The 17042-nt window shown below is 69.0% G+C and carries 15 protein-coding genes and 1 pseudogene; 9 read left to right on the top strand and 7 right to left on the bottom strand.

From position 1 onward, the window contains the following. Positions 1–17: 17 nt before the first annotated feature. The 3 genes from ACWPXE_RS06215 to ACWPXE_RS06205 all read left to right on the top strand — a co-directional run bounded on the left by ACWPXE_RS06215 (position 18) and on the right by ACWPXE_RS06205 (position 3154). Entirely contained in the window at positions 18–659 is a 642-nt protein-coding gene (locus ACWPXE_RS06215; RefSeq protein ID WP_454017101.1) for an SH3 domain-containing protein, read from the top strand. Between the two features lie 122 nt (positions 660–781). Next, positions 782–1921: a hydrogenase formation protein HypD gene (hypD, locus tag ACWPXE_RS06210; RefSeq protein ID WP_454017100.1), complete on the top strand. Its 1140-nt coding sequence runs from the start codon at positions 782–784 to the stop codon at positions 1919–1921. A 144-nt stretch (positions 1922–2065) separates the two neighbouring features. Then, positions 2066–3154 carry a TRAP transporter substrate-binding protein gene (locus tag ACWPXE_RS06205; protein ID WP_237905245.1) on the top strand — a complete coding sequence of 363 codons (1089 nt, stop codon included), beginning with the start codon at positions 2066–2068 and terminating at the stop codon, positions 3152–3154. A gap of 49 nt (positions 3155–3203) precedes the next feature. Here ACWPXE_RS06205 and ACWPXE_RS06200 read toward each other — a convergent pair whose 3' ends face one another. Both ACWPXE_RS06200 and ACWPXE_RS06195 read right to left on the bottom strand, forming a co-directional pair. Then, a complete protein-coding gene (locus tag ACWPXE_RS06200) occupies positions 3204–3416 on the bottom strand; it encodes a hypothetical protein (protein WP_237905244.1) in 213 nt (70 codons plus the stop codon). Between the two features lie 121 nt (positions 3417–3537). Then, positions 3538–5157 carry an ABC-F family ATP-binding cassette domain-containing protein gene (locus tag ACWPXE_RS06195; protein WP_109138816.1) on the bottom strand — a complete coding sequence of 540 codons (1620 nt, stop codon included), beginning with the start codon at positions 5155–5157 and terminating at the stop codon, positions 3538–3540. Between the two features lie 122 nt (positions 5158–5279). Between ACWPXE_RS06195 and ACWPXE_RS06190 the strand changes: the two genes are divergently transcribed. Both ACWPXE_RS06190 and ACWPXE_RS06185 read left to right on the top strand, forming a co-directional pair. Beyond that, on the top strand, positions 5280–6002 hold the full coding sequence (locus ACWPXE_RS06190) for a helix-turn-helix domain-containing protein (RefSeq protein ID WP_454017099.1): 723 nt from the start codon (positions 5280–5282) through the stop codon (positions 6000–6002). Between the two features lie 108 nt (positions 6003–6110). Continuing rightward, entirely contained in the window at positions 6111–6563 is a 453-nt protein-coding gene (locus ACWPXE_RS06185; protein ID WP_454017098.1) for a DMT family transporter, read from the top strand. A gap of 5 nt (positions 6564–6568) precedes the next feature. Here ACWPXE_RS06185 and ACWPXE_RS06180 read toward each other — a convergent pair whose 3' ends face one another. Next, positions 6569–7351, bottom strand: coding sequence for an NAD(P)H-dependent oxidoreductase (locus ACWPXE_RS06180; protein ID WP_454017097.1), 783 nt, complete (start codon positions 7349–7351; stop codon positions 6569–6571). 96 nt (positions 7352–7447) lie between these two features. Here ACWPXE_RS06180 and ACWPXE_RS06175 point away from each other — a divergent pair, with 96 nt between their 5' ends. Then, a complete protein-coding gene (locus tag ACWPXE_RS06175; RefSeq protein WP_454017096.1) occupies positions 7448–8392 on the top strand; it encodes a LysR family transcriptional regulator in 945 nt (314 codons plus the stop codon). A gap of 12 nt (positions 8393–8404) precedes the next feature. On the opposite strand, the gene ACWPXE_RS06170 is transcribed toward ACWPXE_RS06175, so the two are convergent. Further along, the gene (locus ACWPXE_RS06170) at positions 8405–9643 is read right to left on the bottom strand and encodes a benzoate/H(+) symporter BenE family transporter (protein WP_454017095.1); all 1239 of its coding nucleotides are present in this window, start codon (positions 9641–9643) and stop codon (positions 8405–8407) included. A 113-nt stretch (positions 9644–9756) separates the two neighbouring features. Between ACWPXE_RS06170 and pdxR the strand changes: the two genes are divergently transcribed. The 3 genes from pdxR (at position 9757) to ACWPXE_RS06155 (ending at position 12830) form a co-directional block, all read left to right on the top strand. Further along, positions 9757–11247, top strand: coding sequence for a MocR-like pyridoxine biosynthesis transcription factor PdxR (pdxR, locus tag ACWPXE_RS06165; RefSeq protein ID WP_454017094.1), 1491 nt, complete (start codon positions 9757–9759; stop codon positions 11245–11247). Between the two features lie 136 nt (positions 11248–11383). Further along, on the top strand, positions 11384–12085 hold the full coding sequence (locus ACWPXE_RS06160) for a glutamine amidotransferase (protein WP_454017093.1): 702 nt from the start codon (positions 11384–11386) through the stop codon (positions 12083–12085). A gap of 100 nt (positions 12086–12185) precedes the next feature. Beyond that, complete coding sequence (locus tag ACWPXE_RS06155; RefSeq protein WP_454017092.1) at positions 12186–12830, top strand: DedA family protein; 645 nt, start codon at positions 12186–12188, stop codon at positions 12828–12830. Positions 12831–12836: 6 nt separating this feature from the next. On the opposite strand, the pseudogene ACWPXE_RS06150 reads toward ACWPXE_RS06155, so the two are convergent. From ACWPXE_RS06150 to ACWPXE_RS06140, 3 genes and pseudogenes are all read right to left on the bottom strand, one after another. Continuing rightward, a pseudogene (locus ACWPXE_RS06150) lies at positions 12837–15142 on the bottom strand (adenosylcobalamin-dependent ribonucleoside-diphosphate reductase). A 118-nt stretch (positions 15143–15260) separates the two neighbouring features. Next, the gene (locus ACWPXE_RS06145) at positions 15261–16250 is read right to left on the bottom strand and encodes an alpha/beta hydrolase family protein (RefSeq protein WP_454017091.1); all 990 of its coding nucleotides are present in this window, start codon (positions 16248–16250) and stop codon (positions 15261–15263) included. Next, entirely contained in the window at positions 16250–17032 is a 783-nt protein-coding gene (locus ACWPXE_RS06140; protein WP_454017090.1) for a lysophospholipid acyltransferase family protein, read from the bottom strand. Before ACWPXE_RS06140 ends, ACWPXE_RS06145 begins: the two co-directional genes overlap by 1 nt. Positions 17033–17042 lie beyond the last annotated feature (10 nt).

Raw genomic sequence — 17042 nt, 5'->3', positions numbered from 1 at the left:
TCTGCGGGAGAATGCACATGTCTCGGATGACGAAGACTTTTCTCGGAACCCTGGCCGGCCTCGGCGTGGCGTTGGCGTTGGCCCTGCCCGCGGCGGCGGCCTCCGGCGACATTCACACGGTGACCGGTGAAAAGGTGAACCTGCGCGCGGCCCCGTCCGACAACGCCTCGGTCCGCTCCACGGTCACCCGCGGCGACGAGGTGATCGAGCTGAAGCAGGAGGGCAACTGGATCGGCGTGCGCTCGATGCGCACCGGTGAGGAGGGCTGGGTCTTCGGCGACCTCGTGAAGCGGCAGACGCCGAGCACGCTGGGCGGCGCGTCCTCCGCGGCGTCGGACGCCGGGTTCGGGCGCATATCCTCGGGCTTCGACGGGCTGCTGGCCGGCATCAACAACCAGCTCGGCTACCGCTTCGCGGAGCGGGTGGAGCAGTCGGGCAACGGCGCGTTGCGCGTCATCCCGACCCAGGAATGGCTCTACAACACCAGCCGCGAAGCCAAGATCTACGCGGCGCTGGCGCTCTACGAGATGTGGAAGAACCACAACAACGGGCGCCCCGTCAGCGTGGCGCTGGGCTCCCCCGGCTCCTCCGCCATCGCCATCGAGGATTCGGGGCGGGGGCCGGAGCTGTCGCTGCCCGTGATGGGCGCCTCGAAGTAAGGGCGTTCGCGGCGCGGCGGTCGTGATGCCGCCGCGCCGCGCCCCATTCTTGATCCGCATCAACGCCAGCGCTCGCCGCCACCGTCCATATGCCGTGACGGCAGGCGGAAGGGGCTGGAGCGATGAAGTACGTCGATGAATTCCGGGACGCGGCGCTGGCCCGCGGCATCGCCGCCGCCATCGCGCGGGAGGCGGCGACCGGGCGCGCCTATCACCTGATGGAGTTCTGCGGCGGCCACACCCACGCGGTGTCCCGCTACGGCATCCCCGACCTGCTGCCGGACAATGTGCGGATGATCCACGGGCCGGGCTGTCCGGTCTGCGTTCTGCCGGTGGGGCGGATCGACGACGCCATCGCCATCGCGCGCCAGCCCGGCGTGATCCTATGCACCTACGGCGACGTGCTGCGCGTGCCGGGATCGGGGCGGATCAGCCTGCTGAAGGCGAAGGCCGAGGGGGCGGATGTGCGCATGGTGCTGTCCACCATGGACGCTCTGCGCATCGCCGAGGAGAATCCGGACCGCGAGGTGGTCTTCCTGGCCATCGGCTTCGAGACGACCACACCGCCGACCGCGGTGGCCGTTCATGCGGCACAAGCCAAGGGCCTCCGGAATTTCAGCGTCTTCTGCAACCACGTCCTGACCCCCGCGGCCATCCGGGGCATCATGGACAGCCCGGAGGTGCAGGAGATGGGCACGCTGCCACTCGACGGCATCGTCGGGCCGGCGCACGTCTCCGTGGTCATCGGCAGCCGCCCCTACGAGTTCGTGGCGGAGGCTTACGGCAAGCCGGTGGTGATCGCCGGGTTCGAGCCGCTGGACGTGCTCCAGGCCATCCTGATGCTGATCCGTCAGGCGAACGACGGGCGGGCGGTGGTGGAGAACCAGTTCACCCGCGCGGTGACCCCGGACGGCAACCGGAAGGCCCAGCGGCTTGTCGCCGACACCTTCGACGTGCGCTCCGGTTTCGAATGGCGGGGCCTCGGCTCGCTTCCTGACAGCGGCCTGCGGTTGAAAGAGGCGTTCGCCGCCTTCGACGCGGAGCGGCGCTTCGCCGTGCCGGGCCGCGCGGTGCCCGACCACAAGGGCTGCGAGTGTGGCGACATTCTGCGCGGGGTTAAGAAACCCAGCGATTGCAAGTTGTTCGGCACCGTCTGCACGCCGGAGAACCCGATGGGCTCCTGCATGGTGTCGGCGGAGGGGGGCTGTGCCGCCCATTACACCTATGGGCGGTTCCGCGACCACCAATTGGCGGTGCTGTAACCGTTGGTTTCAACCGCAAACCGTTTGTCACGAAATATTTCGTCGGGGAAGCTATTCGCCCATTGCACGGCTAACCTTTTGCGAGGGTTCGGAGGACGCTGATAGGTTCGTTCCTGAACAAAAGAACAGGAGGGGACTTCCCGTATGAAACGCCGTTCGTTCCTTGCCAGCGCCGGTGTCGGCGTCGCGGCCAGCACCCTGGCGGCTCCGGCCATCGCGCAGAGCACGCCTGAGGTGCATTGGCGTCTCGCGTCCAGCTTCCCGAAGAGCCTGGACACCATTTACGGCGCCGCCGACGTGATTTCGCGCCGCGTCGCCGCCATCACCGACAACAAGTTCACGATCCGCCCCTTTGCCGCCGGTGAGATCGTCCCCGGCCTCCAGGTGCTCGACGCCGTGCAGAACGGCACGGTCGAGTGCGGCCACACCGCCAGCTATTACTATGTCGGCAAGGACCCGACCTTCACTTTCGATTCGACGGTCCCGTTCGGCCTGAACGCCCGCCAGCAGAACGCCTGGATTCTCCAGGGCGGCGGCATGGAGCTGCTGCGCGACTTCTTCAAGGGCTACAACGTCGTCAACTTCCCGGCGGGCAACACCGGCACCCAGATGGGCGGCTGGTTCCGCAAGGAGATCAAGACGGTCCAGGACCTCAGCGGTCTGAAGTTCCGCATCGGCGGCTTCGCCGGTCAGGTGCTGACCAAGCTGGGCGTCGTTCCGCAGCAGATCGCCGGCGGCGACATCTACCCGTCGCTCGAAAAGGGCACCATCGACGCCGCCGAGTGGATCGGCCCCTACGACGACGAGAAGCTCGGCTTCAACAAGGTCGCCAAGTACTACTATTACCCCGGTTGGTGGGAAGGCGGCTTGAACGTGTCGCTGCTGGTCAACCAGCAGAAGTGGGAAGAGCTGCCGAAGCCCTATCAGGCGGCTCTGGAAGCGGCCTGCTTCGAGGCGCTGGCGATCATGAACGCCAAGTACGACGCCGACAACCCCGCCGCCCTGAAGCGTCTGGTGGCCGGCGGCGCCCAGCTCCGTCCCTTCCCGCGCGAGGTGATGGAGGCCTGCTACAAGGCGGCCTACGAGCTGTACGACGAGACGGCCAAGAACAATCCGAAGTTCGCCAAGATCTACGAGCCGTGGAAGAAGTTCCGCGACGAGGAATTCCTGTGGTTCCGCGTCGCCGAGAACAGCTTTGACAACTTCACCTTCACCGCTGGTCAGCGCCGGTAGGGAAGGGAAGGCCGGTGCGGCGCTTCACGGCGCCGCACCGTTTCGGCCGTTACTGGGCCGCCACTTTCTGGGACAGGCGTTGCAGATCCTGCGACGCGCGGTCGGCGATGCGCTGGGCGGCCACCAGCGTGTCCGTCAGATTGCCGACGTCCGGCGCGATCTCGCCCGCGGCATCGGACATCTCGTTCAGGGCCTTCACCGCGCTGTCGATCAGGCGGATGACCAGCCCCGCGGGGCCGTCGGCGTTGTCGTACCCAGCCATTCCAAAGTCTCCAAGGTTGCGCAACTCAGCCCGAACGACACGGGAACGAGTTTCCATGGAGGGGGCAGGCCGCGCAAGCCGCTTGTTGCGGCGCACGCGTTCCCGCCCCGGCCGGCCGGCGTCAGTGGATGCCCGGCGCCTCCTGCCCGGTGCTCGCCACATACTCGGTGTAGCCGCCGCCATACTGGTGGATGCCCTCCGGCGTCAGTTCCAGCACCCGGTTCGACAGGGCGGCAAGGAAATGCCGGTCGTGCGAGACGAACAGCATGGTGCCCTCATAGGCGCCCAGCGCCGAGATCAGCATCTGCTTGGTGTCGAGGTCGAGGTGGTTGGTCGGCTCGTCCAGCACCAGGAAGTTGGGCGGGTTGAACAGCATGGTCGCCATGACCATCCGGGCCTTCTCGCCGCCGGACAGGACGCGGCACTTCTTCTCCACATCGTCGCCGGAGAAGCCGAAGCAACCGGCCAGCGCGCGCAGCGACCCCTGGCTCGCCTGCGGGAAGGAGGCCTCCAGCGATTCGAAGATGGTCTTGTCGCCGTCGAGCAGGTCCATGGCGTGCTGGGAGAAATAGCCCATGCGCACGCTGCCGCCGACCGCGACGGTGCCGCTGTCCGGCTCGGTGGCACCCGCCACCAGCTTCAGCAGCGTCGATTTGCCGGCGCCGTTGACGCCCATGACGCACCAGCGTTCCTTGCGGCGGATCGTCAGGTCCAGCCCCTCGTAGATGGTCCGGCTGCCGTAGCCCTTGTGCACGTTCTTCAGCACCGCGACGTCGTCGCCGGAGCGCGGGGCCGGCGGGAAGTCGAAGGTCACGATCTGGCGGCGCTTCGGCGGCTCGAACCGCTCGATCTTGTCGAGCTTCTTCACCCGGCTCTGCACTTGGCTGGCGTGCGAGGCGCGGGCCTTGAAGCGCTCGATGAACTTCAGCTCCTTGGCCAGCATGGCCTGCTGGCGTTCGAACTGCGCCTCCTGCTGCTTCTCGCGCAGCGCCCGCTGGCGCTCGTAGAAGCCGTAGTCGCCGGAGTAGCTGGTCAGCGACCCGCTGTCGATCTCAATGATCTTGTTGACGATGCGGTTCATGAACTCGCGGTCGTGCGAGGTCATCAGCAGGGCACCCTCGAAGCCCTTCAGGAAGCCTTCCAGCCAGATCAGGCTTTCGATGTCCAGATGGTTGCTGGGCTCGTCGAGCAGCATGACCTCGGGCCGCATCAGCAGGATGCGGGCCAGCGCCACGCGCATCTTCCAGCCGCCGGACAGCATGCCGACGTCCATGTCCATCATCTCCTGGCTGAAGCTGAGGCCGGCCAGCACCTCGCGCGCCTTGCCCTCCAGCTCATAGCCGCCCAGCTCGTCGAAGCGGGCCTGGACCTCGCCGTAGCGCTCGATGATGGCGTCCATCTCGTCGGCGCGGTCGGGGTCGGCCATGGCGGCCTCCAGCTCAGCCAGCTCCGCGGCGACGGTGCTGACCGGGCCGGCGCCGTCCATCACCTCGGCGACGGCGGAGCGGCCGGACATTTCGCCGACGTCCTGGTTGAAGTAGCCGATGGTCGCCTGCTTCTCGATCGCCACCTGACCGGTGTCCGGCAAATCCTCACCGGTGATCATGCGGAACAGCGTCGTCTTGCCCGCCCCGTTGGGACCGACCAGACCGATCTTTTCGCCCCGGTTCAACGCCGCCGATGCTTCGAGGAAGAGGATTCGGTGACCATTCTGCTTGCTGATGTTGTCGAAGCGGATCATGTGCGGCTGCGTTCCTGCGGCGTTGTTCCCATGGCGTGGCGGGGGCTCTTATGCCACAGGATGCGCGGTGCAATGGAGTCCTGATCGGCGCCATGCGAAAATCGCAATCCGGAAACGATGTCATGGGAAGGATCGCCGCCATGGGGCGTCCGCCGCAGGTTTGGGACTATTGGCGCCCCACCGGCAGTGGCAGCGGCGGCGGCATTGTCGAGCTGGGGACGGTGCGCGGGCTCGACGTGGCCCTGCCGGTGCATTTCCATCGCGAGGATCAGCTGACCTTCGTTCTGGCGGGGCGGCGGCGCTTCGTCATCGCGGGCGACCTGCGCGAGGCCGGTCCCGGCGAGGGTGTGCACATCCCGGCGGGAACGCCGCATCGCTCGCTGTGCGGGGCGGACGAGGTCGTCTGCATCAACCTCTACACACCGCCCGGCCTGTACGCCGCGCCGGATATGGTCGCCGGGCTGGCCCGGCACTGGCGGAGGATGGGCGGGTTGGGCTGGGCGGACCTGACGCTGATCGCCGAGGATCATCGCCGCTGCATCGGGACCGGGGTGGAGCCCGTATCCATGTTTGCGGGGAGCGAAGCGTGGGACAGCGTCGGCGAGGCGGCCCGCCGCGCCGGGATGAGCCGCGAGGGCTACACCCGCCGGTTCCGCAAGCACCACGGCGTCCCGCCCCACGCTTTCGGGCTTCAGGAGCGGCTGAACGAGGCGCGGGGTCTGCTCCGCGCCGGGGAGTCCATCGCGGCGGTCGCGGCGGACACCGGCTTTGCCGACCAGAGCCATTTCGGCCGTTGCTTCCGCCGCGCCTTCGGCGTGACGCCGGGCCGCTACCGGGCCGGGTAGGTCACATCCGTACCAGACCGCCGCCGCTCCGCCTGCTACCCATCCGCCGGAGAGCGCCGCACGGACACGGTCCGGCGGCGCGCCCATAGGCAATCTTGGGAGCATGGCATGTCCATCGCAGTGTCCGCCGTCTCGTACCTCCTGGTGGTCGGCGCCGGGGTCAGCGTCGCGTTGCAACAGGTCCTCAACGCCAACCTCAGGGCCGACCTCGGCTCGCCCTGGTGGGCGGGCTTCGTCAGCTATGTCGTCGGCATGCTGGCGATGCTGGCGGTCGCGCTCTTCGCACCCGGCCCCCGCCTTGCCGAAGCAGTGAGCGGGGTGGGGTCATGGGTCACCTGGACCGGCGGGCTGTTCGGGGCGCTGTTCATCGGGACGGCCATCTTGATGGTGCCCCGCCTGGGGGCGGCGACGGTGCTGGCGCTGATCGTGGTCGGCCAGATGCTCGGCTCGCTCGCCTTCGACCATGTCGGCCTGCTCGGGCTGCCGCAGCAGCCGATCAGCCCGACCCGGCTGGCCGGCGCCGCCTCCCTGATCCTCGGCGTCGTCCTGATCCGGCTGTAGCGCGCCTAAGCGGTACGGTGCAGGGCGAAGCCCGACGCGCCAGGGGCTTCCAGTCCCGGGCGGAGTTCGAGGCTGGGGATCGCATAGTCGCCGCCGTTCTGGCGGCGGAAGGGGATCGGCGGCGTCGTCTCCAGCGTCTGCATCCGCTCCCGCAATTGCTCCGCCGCCTGCGCGAAGCCGGCCTCGTCGAAGCGGTCCACCCGGTAGGCGACGAAGGGCGGCAGCACGTCGTAGCCGGGGTAATGCAGGATGCCGTGGTTGATCGGGAACAGCAGGTCGTCGATCGGGCCGTTGATGCCGCGCGGCGCGTAATGCTCGGCCCAGCCGCCCGTCGTCACCACCAGCATAGCGCGCTTGCCGGCGAAGCGGCCCTCGCCGTAGCGGTCGCCCCAGCGGCGGTCGCTGTGCTCGCCGACGCCATAGGCGAGGCCGTAGGCGTAGACACGGTCGACCCAGCCCTTGAGGATCGCCGGCATGGTGAACCACCAGAGCGGGAATTGCAGGATCAGCGCGTCGGCCCACAGCAGCTTCTCCTGCTCGGCCTTCACATCGTCGGTCAGCGCGTCGGCGGCGAAGGCGGCGCCGGAGGCGGCGGCCACCTTCAGGCGCTCCCTCTCGCCGAGGCTGGGGAAGTCGGCGTGGTCCACCGTGGCCTTCCAGTTCATGGCGTAGAGGTCGGAGTCCCGCACCGTATGGCCCTGCGCCTCCAGCTCCGCGACGGCGGCATCGCGCAGGGCGGCGTTGAGGGAGCGGGGATCGGGATGGGCGAAGACGATCAGCACGTTCATCACAGGCACCTGTTCGCTTGAAGCACGTGCGCTCCAAGCTATGCGCGCGGCGATTGATCCGGTAGATTAGGTGAATGAATAGAACTCTGCCGTAAAATGGATCAATCGCTCGCCACAGCCGCCAACGTCACGCTGGACCGCATGCGGACCTTCGTCCGCGTCGCCGAACGGGGGAGCCTGTCGGCGGTGGCGCGCGAGATGGCCATCGGGCAATCGAGCGTCACCCGGCACATCCGCGAACTGGAAGAGGCGCTGGGTGTCGCCCTGTTCAGCCGCACCACCCGGCGTGTCGCGCTGACCGTGGAGGGCGAGCGCTACTATGCCAACACCGTCCAGATCCTGCGCCTCGTCGAACAGGCGGGCGACGAGGCACGCGACACTGGCCGCGCCTCGGCCGGGACGGTGCGGGTGTCCTGCACGGCAGCGCTCGGCGTCCGGCACATCAGCCGGCTGGTCTTCGCCTTCCAGGACCGCCATCCGGACATCGCCGTCGATCTCGGCCTGACCGACGAGCGCATCGACCTCGTGCGTGACGGCGTTGACATCGCCATCCGCCTCGGCCCGCTCACCGACAGCTCCCTGAAGCGGCGGGCGCTCGGGCTGAGCCGGCGCGTCCTCGTCGGGTCGCCGGCCTGTCTGGAGCGGCACGGCCGGCCGGTGACGCCGGCCGACCTCGCGGGGTTCGAGGGCGTTCGCATGTCGAACATCGCGGGAAGCGACCGGCTGACGCTCGAAGGGCCGGACGGCGCCCTCCACGCCGTTTCCCTCGGGGGACGGCTGCGGGTCGATCATGGGTTGGCCGCGCGCGAGGCCTACCTCGCCGGGCGCGGCATCGGCCCGGCCCATGTCTGGCTGGTGGACGACCTGCTCGCCGACGGCCGCCTGGAGGTTCTCCTGCCGGACCACGCGCCGCCCGCCGTGCCGCTCAACCTGTTGATCGTGCCGGAACGGGCCGGCATCGCGCGGGTCCGGCTGCTGGTGGAGTTCCTGGTGGAAACGGTCGCAACCATCCCCGGGATCGCGCGGTCGTCCCGGGGATAGTCGATAGGGCGATTACGGGGCCGCCCCCTCGGTCACCGCCCCTTTTCTTACCGTCAGGCTGCGGCGCGGCAGGCGCAGGCGCCCGTTGAGGACGAGATGGGCGACGAGGCCGATCAGCAGTCCCCAGAACGCACCGCCGATGCCGAGCAGCTTGATGTTCGCGGCGGACGCCAGGAAGGTGATCAGCGCCGCCTCGCGGGACGCCGGGTCGGCCATCGCCCCGGCCAGACTGCCGCCGATGGTCCCGAGCAGCGCCAGACCGGCGAGCGCGGGGATGAAGGTCGCGGGGAAGGCCATGAAGACGGCGGCCAGCGTCACCCCGAACACGCCGACGAGCACGTAGAAGACGCCCGCGGCGATCCCGGCGATCCAGCGCTTGGACGGGTCCTCGTGCGCCTCCTTGCCGGTGGCGATGGCGGCGGTGATGGCGGCGATGTTGAAGGCGTGGGAACCGAACGGGGACATGAGCAGCGAGCCGAGGCCGGTCACGGTCACGATGGGGTTGGCGCTCGTCTTGAAGCCGTCGTTCCGCAGGACCAGCATCCCCGGCATGTACTGGCCGGACAGCGTGATCAGGAACAGCGGCAGAGCGACCGACAGCAAGGCGTTCAACGAGAATTCCGGCGCGGTGAAGACCGGGGCGGCGAACTCCAGCGACAGCCCCGACAGATCGACGCGGCCCTGCGTCAGCAGGAAGGCCAGCCCGAAGACGAGGATGCCGACCACGGCGTAGCGGGCGGAGAACCGCTTCAGCGCGACATAGGCGACGATCAGCAGGCCGACCAGCAGCGGATCGACGCTGGCCCCGCCGAACGCCCCGATGCCGAAGGGAAGCAGGATGCCGGCAAGAAGGCCCGAGGCGATGCCGGGCGGGATCAGCCGGATGACCTTCTCGAAGCAGCCCGACAGGCCGAGCGCGACGAAGGCCGCCGCCGAGATCATGTAGGCGCCGACCGCCTCGGCGTAGGGCGTCGTCGCCAGCGCGGTGACGAGGAATGCCGCGGCCGGGGTGGACCAGGCGGTGATGATCGGCTCGCGATGGCGCCAGCTCAGGAACAGCCCGGTCAGCCCGACGCCGATGGAGACCGACCAGACCCAGGAGGCGGTGAGGTCGGGGCTGAGGCCCGCGACCTTCGCCGCCTGGAAGACCAGGATGAAGGTGCCGCCGTAATTGACGATGACGGAGATCAGGCCCGCCACGACGGGGTGGGTGAGGTCGTTGAGGCGAATGGGAGCGGAATTGGGTGGCATGGTTGCGCGGGACCTCCGGACGGTTCGAGCCGTAAGGGCGATGAGCGGCCTTGACAACTAGCCGACCAATGGCCTGATGTGCCCATCCGCTTTATCGAAGAAGGCCAGACCATTTGTTCCGACACTCCCAGCTTGAGTCCGTGAAGGCGTGGATCGCCAACCCCGCCCACGCGGCGATGCCGCTCCACGCGCGGATTCAGCGGGCCGTCCGACAGCTCATCGTCGACGGCGCGCTTGGGCCGGGCAAGCCGCTGCCCGCCTCGCGCGCGCTCGCCGCCTCGCTGGGGGTGTCGCGCGACACGATCGAGGCGGCCTACGCCCAGCTTCACGCCGAAGGCTTCATCGACCGGCGCGTCGGCAGCGGCAGCTTCGTCGCGGAGATCACCGAGTTCACCCCCGGCCGCCGCCGGTCCCGGGGCGACACGCTCCCGAGCGACCCGGCGCCGGCTCTCAGCCGGCGCGGCGCCGCCGTGTTCGAGGGCGGCGGCGTGCGCGAGATGCCGGCGCCGCGGCCCTTCGCCCACGGCGTTCCGGAAACCCGGACCTTTCCGCTCGCGCTCTGGGAGCGTCTGGAACGGCAGGTGCGCAAGGAGGTCGGCACGCAAAGCCTGTTTCACGGTGATCCGCAGGGGACCGAGCCGCTTCGCCGTACCATCGCCGATTATGTCAACCTCGAACGCGGCGCGCGCGCCACCGCCGACCGCGTTCTGGTGCTGACCAGTTCGCAACAGGCGATGTCGCTCTGTGCGACCCTGCTGTTCGACCCCGGCGACGGGATCTTTCTGGAGGACCCGGCCTATTACGGCGCGCGCAAGGCGTTCGAGGCGGCGGGGTTGGACTGCGTTCCGGTCCGCGTCGATCGGCAGGGCATCGTCGTCGATCACATCCTGGCCGAGCCGCAGCGGGCGAAGGCGGTGTTCCTGACGCCGTCCCACCAGTTCCCGACCGGCGCGACGCTGGCGCTGGACCGCCGTCTGGCCCTGATCGAGTGGGCGGCCCGGCATCGGGCCTGGATCATCGAGGACGACTACGACAGCGAGTTCCGCTACGCGGGCAAGCCCACCGCCTGCGTGCAGGGGCTCGATCCCCATGGCCGCACCATCTACATCGGCACCTTCACCAAATCGCTCTTTCCCGGGCTGCGGATCGGCTACGCCGTGCTGCCGCCCCAGCTCGTGAAGCCGATGACCGTCGCGCGCACCTTGCTGGACGGGCACACGGCGCCGATGGCCCAGCTCACGCTGGCCCGCTTCATGGAGGGCGGGCATTTCGGGGCGCATGTCCGGACCATGCGCGGCGTCTACGCCGAGCGCCTCGACGCGCTGGCGGGCCTCGTCGCCAAACACCTGTCGGATTTCGTCGAGCCGCAGGTTCCCATCGGCGGGCTGCAGATGCCCTGCCTGCTGACCGGCGACCTTACGGAACGCGCCGCCGTCGACGCGGCGCGGCGGGCCGGGATCGAACTGCTCGGCCTGTCGGCGCTGCACGCCGCCGGTGACGGCAGGGCCGGATTCCTGATGGGCTTCGCGGCTTACACGCCGTTCGAAATCGAGACCGCGGTCAGAAAGCTGGAGAAGGCGCTTCGCACGGCGACGACGCCGTAAATTCGGCGGGCCTCGGGGACAAGGAGAATTGGTCTGGACCATTGCGGGGAAATGGCTGGGCGCAGCGAACCATTCGTCTGATATTCGAGAGCCGACCAATCCACGACGTTCCCGGCGCGGGAGCGGGAGGCGACCCATGCACAAAACGGCACTGGCGATCCGGCACGTCCATTTTGAAGACCTAGGCATCTTCGGCGCGGTGCTGTCGGATGCCGGCTATTCGGTCCGCTATCATGATCTCGACGCGGCGCCGTTCGCGACGCTCGATCCGCTGGAGCCGGATTTGCTGATCGTCCTCGGCGGTCCCGTCGGGGTCTATGAAAGCGCCGCCTATCCCTATCTCGCCGAGGAATCCTCGCTCCTGGCGGCAAGGCTGGCCGCGGGGCGTCCGACGCTCGGCATCTGCCTCGGGGCGCAGCAGATCGCCAAGGCGCTCGGCGCGGCGGTGCGCCCCATGGGCCACAAGGAAATCGGATTCGGGCCGCTCACGCTGACCGATGCCGGTCGGGACGGGCCGCTTCGACATTTGGAGGGCGTTCCGGTGCTTCACTGGCACGGGGACGCCTTCCAGATCCCCGACGGGGTGGAGAGCTTGGCGTCGACGCCGCTCTGCGCAACCCAGGGGTTTTCGGTTGGCTGCCACACGCTGGCCCTGCAATTCCATCCGGAGGTCGATGTGGCCGTCGGCATCGAGCGATGGCTGACGGGCCATGCCGCCGAACTGGCCGGGGCTGGCATCGACCCGCGCGTGCTGCGCGGTCAAGCGGCTCGGATCGGCCCGGAATTGCGCGAGGCCGGGCAAAAGATGCTGGCCGAGTGGCTTCAGGCCGTGCCCTGATCCCTGTGCGATGAGGCGGGATGGCGTTTCCATCGATCTGCACGACACTGCCGATCTGTGGCACAGTCCGCTCCAACGAGCCGCCTCACAGGGAACCTGAATGAACCACGCAGCAAGGAATGTGCTGATCGACGGCATGGAGCGTTGGAGCGCCTTCATCGAAGCGAACGCCTCCTGGGCGGAGGTGATCTTCTTCCTGTGCGCCTTCGCGGAGTCCCTGGCCTTCGTCGGGTTCGTGGTGCCGGGCGTGGTGCTGATCGCCGCGGGAGGCGCGCTGGTCGCCTCCGGTGCCCTCGGCTTCTGGCAGGTCTACATCGCCCTCGCACTGGGCGCGGTGCTGGGCGACGCCGTGTCCTACTGGCTCGGCCGGGTGTTCGGCGATCGGGTCCCGGTCGTCTGGCCGTTCCGCCAGCGGCCCGAGCTTCTGGCGCGGGGCAGCCGCTTCTTCCTGCGCCACGGCGGCAAGAGCGTCTTCTTTGCCCGCTTCCTCGGTCCGCTGCGGCCGGTGGTGCCGATCACCGCTGGGATGATGGCGATGCCTCACCACAGCTTCCAGACCGCCAACCTGCTGTCCGCGGTGATCTGGGTGCCCCTGATGATGGCGCCTGGCATTGCCATCGCGAAGGGGGTCGGCATCGACGAACTCCTGTCCGGCGCCACGGCGACGCCGGCCGTCACCCGGAACGGAAACGACACGCCCTGCGTGCCGGCGCCGCCGATTTCCGGCGAGCCGTCGCGGTGCTGACCGCCCTCAGGCGCATCGCGAATAGCCGCAGTTCAGGCAGCTGTCGCAGCCTTCCTGCCGGATCAGGCCGGGCTGGCCGCATTTCGGGCATTGCCGGAGATTGGCCGGCTCGGCTCCGATAACCAACGGCGCGGGACCAGGGGCGGGGGCGGCGATCGGCAGCACAGTCGGCGTCCCGTCGGCGGCCCTTTCGTCCGGCAGCATGCCGATGGCCTTGAGGTGCCGTTCGATCACGTCACCGATGGCCGCCAGAAGGGACGGGACGTAGCGGCCCTGCATCCAGGCGCCGCCGCGCGGATCGAAGACCGCCTTCAACTCCTCCACCACGAAGCCGACCTCGCCGCCGCGGCGGAACACTGCGGAGATCATCCGCGTCAGCGCCACGGTCCAGGCGTAATGCTCCATGTTCTTGGAGTTGATGAAGACCTCGAAGGGCCGGCGGCGCCCGTTCTCCACGATGTCGTTGATGGTGATGTACATGGCGTGGTCGCTGTCCGGCCAGCGCACCTTGTAGGTCTCACCCGGCAGGGTCTCCGGACGATCGGGCGGCATGGCCGCCATGGCCGCCGGTGCTGCGGCGGGGTCGGGGGCCTGGGTCGGGGCGGGGTCGCGCCCTCCTTCTTCACCGACAGGACGGAGCCGGTGACCGCGTTCGGGCGGTAGGTGGTGCAGCCCTTGCAACCCAACTCGTAGGCTTGCCAATAGACGTCCTTGAAGGCGTCGAAGGGCAGGTCCTCCGGGCAGTTGATAGTCTTGGAGATGGAGCTGTCCACATGGCGCTGGGCCGCCGCCTGCATCACCACATGCTCCGCCGGGGTCAGCGACTGCGCGTCCACGAACCAGTCGGGCAGAGGCTGTTCGCTCCCGAACCGCGCGCGGAACAGGCGGTAGGCATGGTCGCTCACCTCCTCCGTCCGGCGGGTGCCGTCGGGCATCAGGACGGCGCGCTCGTAGCTGTAGGAGAAGACCGGCTCGATTCCCGACGACACGTTGTCGGCGAACAGCGAGATCGTCCCGGTCGGCGCGATCGAGGTCAGAAGCGCGTTGCGGATGCCATGTTCCGCGATCAGGCCGCGCACGTCCTCGTCCAGCCCGCGTACCATCGGGGCAGCCATATAGGCGTCGTGGTCGAAGAGCGGAAACGCGCCCTTCTCCGCGGCGAGCAGGGCGGAAGCGCGGTAGGCCTCGTTGCGGATGGTCCTCAGCCAGGACTCCGTCAGCGCGACCGCCGCCTCGCCGCCGTAGCGCGTGCGGCAGAGGATCAGCGCGTCGGCCAGCCCGGTGACGCCCAGCCCGATGCGGCGTTTGGCGTGGGCCTCCCGCGCCTGCGGCTCCAACGGGAAGCGCGAGGCGTCGACCACATTGTCCATCATCCGCACGGCGAGCGCCGTCAGTTCCTTCAGCCGGTCGGTGTCGAGCCGGGCCGTCTCCTCGAACGGGTCGATCACCAGGGCGGCGAGGTTGATCGAGCCGAGCAGGCAGGCTCCGTAGGGGGGCAGCGGCTGCTCCCCACATGGGTTGGTGGCGGAGATGGATTCGCAATAATTCAGGTTGTTCTGCCCGTTCACCCGGTCGATGAAGATGACGCCCGGCTCCGCATAGGCGTAGGTGGCCTGCATGATGCGGTCCCACAGGCCGCGGGCCCGCACCTCGCGATGGACCTGACCGTCGAAGACCAGCGGCCAGGGCCGGTCCGCGCGCACGGCGTCCATGAAGGCGTCGGTGACCAGGACCGACAGGTTGAACATGCGCAGCCGGCCGGGCTCGCGCTTGGCGTCGATGAAGTCCTCGATGTCGGGGTGGTCGCAGCGCAGGGTCGCCATCATCGCGCCGCGTCGGGCGCCCGCCGACATGATGGTGCGGCACATGCTGTCCCACACATCCATGAAGGACAGCGGGCCGGAGGCGTCGGCGCCCACACCCTTCACGAGGGCACCCTTGGGTCGCAGGGTGGAGAAGTCGTAGCCGATGCCGCCGCCCTGCTGCATGGTCAGCGCCGCTTCGCGCAGATGGGCGAAGATGGCGCCGAGGTCGTCCTCGATCCGTCCCATGACGAAGCAGTTGAACAGCGTCACCGTCCGCCCGGTGCCGGCCCCGGCCAGGATGCGTCCGGCGGGAAGGAACTCAAAGCGGGACAGCGCCCGTTCGAATCGCGGCGCCCACACCGCCGGATCGGACTCGGGCGCGGCGAGCGCCGTGGCGACGCGGCGCCAAGTGTCGGCGATGGTCTGGTCGATGGGGTCGCCCGCGGCGGACTTGAAGCGGTACTTCATGTCCCAGATCCGCTGGGAAATGGTGGCGATCCCCGTCATGCGTCTTCCCCTTGCGCGGGCGGCCGGTCAAAAACGCCGTCCCGCCGACAACCGTGTCCGAAGAGTAGGGGCCGCCCTTCCGAGGGTCAACCCGACCGTTCTTCTTGCGTTCCGGCCGTCAGTTGCTGATGCGGTCCCGCTGGTCCGGCATGGCCTTGAGCGTCGCCAGGATCCGCCCGGTGTCGGTGCCGGACCCGCACAGGCCGAGAGCGGTTTCGCCGAAGTCCATGAGGCTGTGGTGACGCGGGGCGGGCGCCCGCTCCAGCGGCACCAGCCACGCCGCGTGCCCGCGCTCCACCAGGGCGTCGAAATAGCCGCGCTGGGTGTGGAACGGAATGTTGGTCTCGCGCGGGTCGCCGATGACGAAGATGCGGCGTTCGGGATCGGGCGGGATGCGGTCGAGCGAGTCGGCGGGGTCAAACCAGCCCTGCGGGCGGGCCAGCACCCTCTGGAGTCCGCGCGCCTCCAGATAGGCTCGGTAGGCCGGCGCGCCGGAGGAGATGACCGCGCAGCGCAGGTCGTGGCGGCGGGCCAGGGACTCCGCGGTCAGCGTGCCGCCGGCGCTGTGGCCGCCCAGGGCCCATTCCTTCACGCCGTAGCGGGCCTTCAGGACGTCGAGCAGCGCGTTCATCAGGACCGCCTCGCGCGGCGTGTGGCGCGTCGTCCAGAAACGGCCGGAACTGCCATAGGCGCCGGGCCGGGCGAGGAACAGGAAAGGGATGCCGAACCGCTCCGCCAAGGTCCGTTCCTGGTCGATCATGGCGGCGACGCCCAGCCCTTCCTGGTGGCCGACGGAGGTCGGCTTGGTCCCCATGATGTCGCCGTGCATCCAGGCCGCGGCGATGGGGTTGGGGCCGGGGGCGGGGCGCAGGCCCGCCGCGTAGTAGCGCAGGCACTCCCCGCGCCCGTCCACCTCGACCCAGGCGGCGGTTTCCTGGGCCTCCAGCGCGGCGCAGGCCTTTCGGGTGATGGTGACGCCCTTGGTCACCGCGGCGTCGGAGAAGCGTTCCGCGCTCGGCTGCGACTGGGCGTGGGCGTCCGTCGCCGTCGCCATCGACATTGCCAGCACAGGACCGGCGAGGATGGCGAAGGCCGCGCCGCGCCGCATCAGGACGCGGTTTCGCTCACCGCGGCGGTGGCCGGTTCCGCCGCCTTCGGCCGCACGGTCGCCGGGCCGCCCGCGGCGACGACCAGCCGGTCGGTGGCCGCCTCCAGCCGCTCCTCCAGCTCCTGCATGGCCTTGGCGCGGCCCAGGCCCGGCGGGATGGGGGGCAGGAATTCCACGATGATGGTGCCCGGCCGCTTGATGAAGCTGTTGCGCGCCCAGTAGAGGCCGGCGTTCAGAGCCATCGGCACGATGGGGATGTCGAGATGGTCGTAGAGCACGCCGACGCCGATCCGGTAAGGGCGATAGGCGCCGACGGCGACCCGCGTCCCCTGCGGGAAGATCACGATGGGACGCCCCTCGTCCCGCACCGGGCGGGCGTTCCGGACCATGGAGGCGACGGCGCGCCCCTTGGCGCCGCGGTCGACGGCGATCATCCGGGACTTGGCGGCGTACCAGCCCCAGATGGGAATCCACAGAAGCTCGCGCTTCAGGATGATCGCCGGGTCGTTGACGAGGAAGTGCAGCTTCATCGTCTCCCAGGCCGACTGGTGCTTGGCGGCCAGGAGGAACGACCCGCTTTTGGGGACGTGCTCGCGCCCGCGCACCTCGTATCGGATGCCGGCGAGCGTGCGCTCCAGCCACGAGACGGTGCCGAAATACCACGTGATCACGCGGATCATGCTGCGTCGCGGCAGCAGCAGCGACCACAGGATGCCGACGCAGATGACCGCCGTCCACACATAGAAGGCGACGTTGAAGGCGAGGGAACGCAGGAAGATCATGGCCGGGAAC

The organism is Azospirillum sp. Marseille-Q6669, assembly GCF_965111635.1.
Note: the sequence above shows the minus strand (reverse complement) of the source record. Positions and strands in the feature narration are given on the sequence as shown.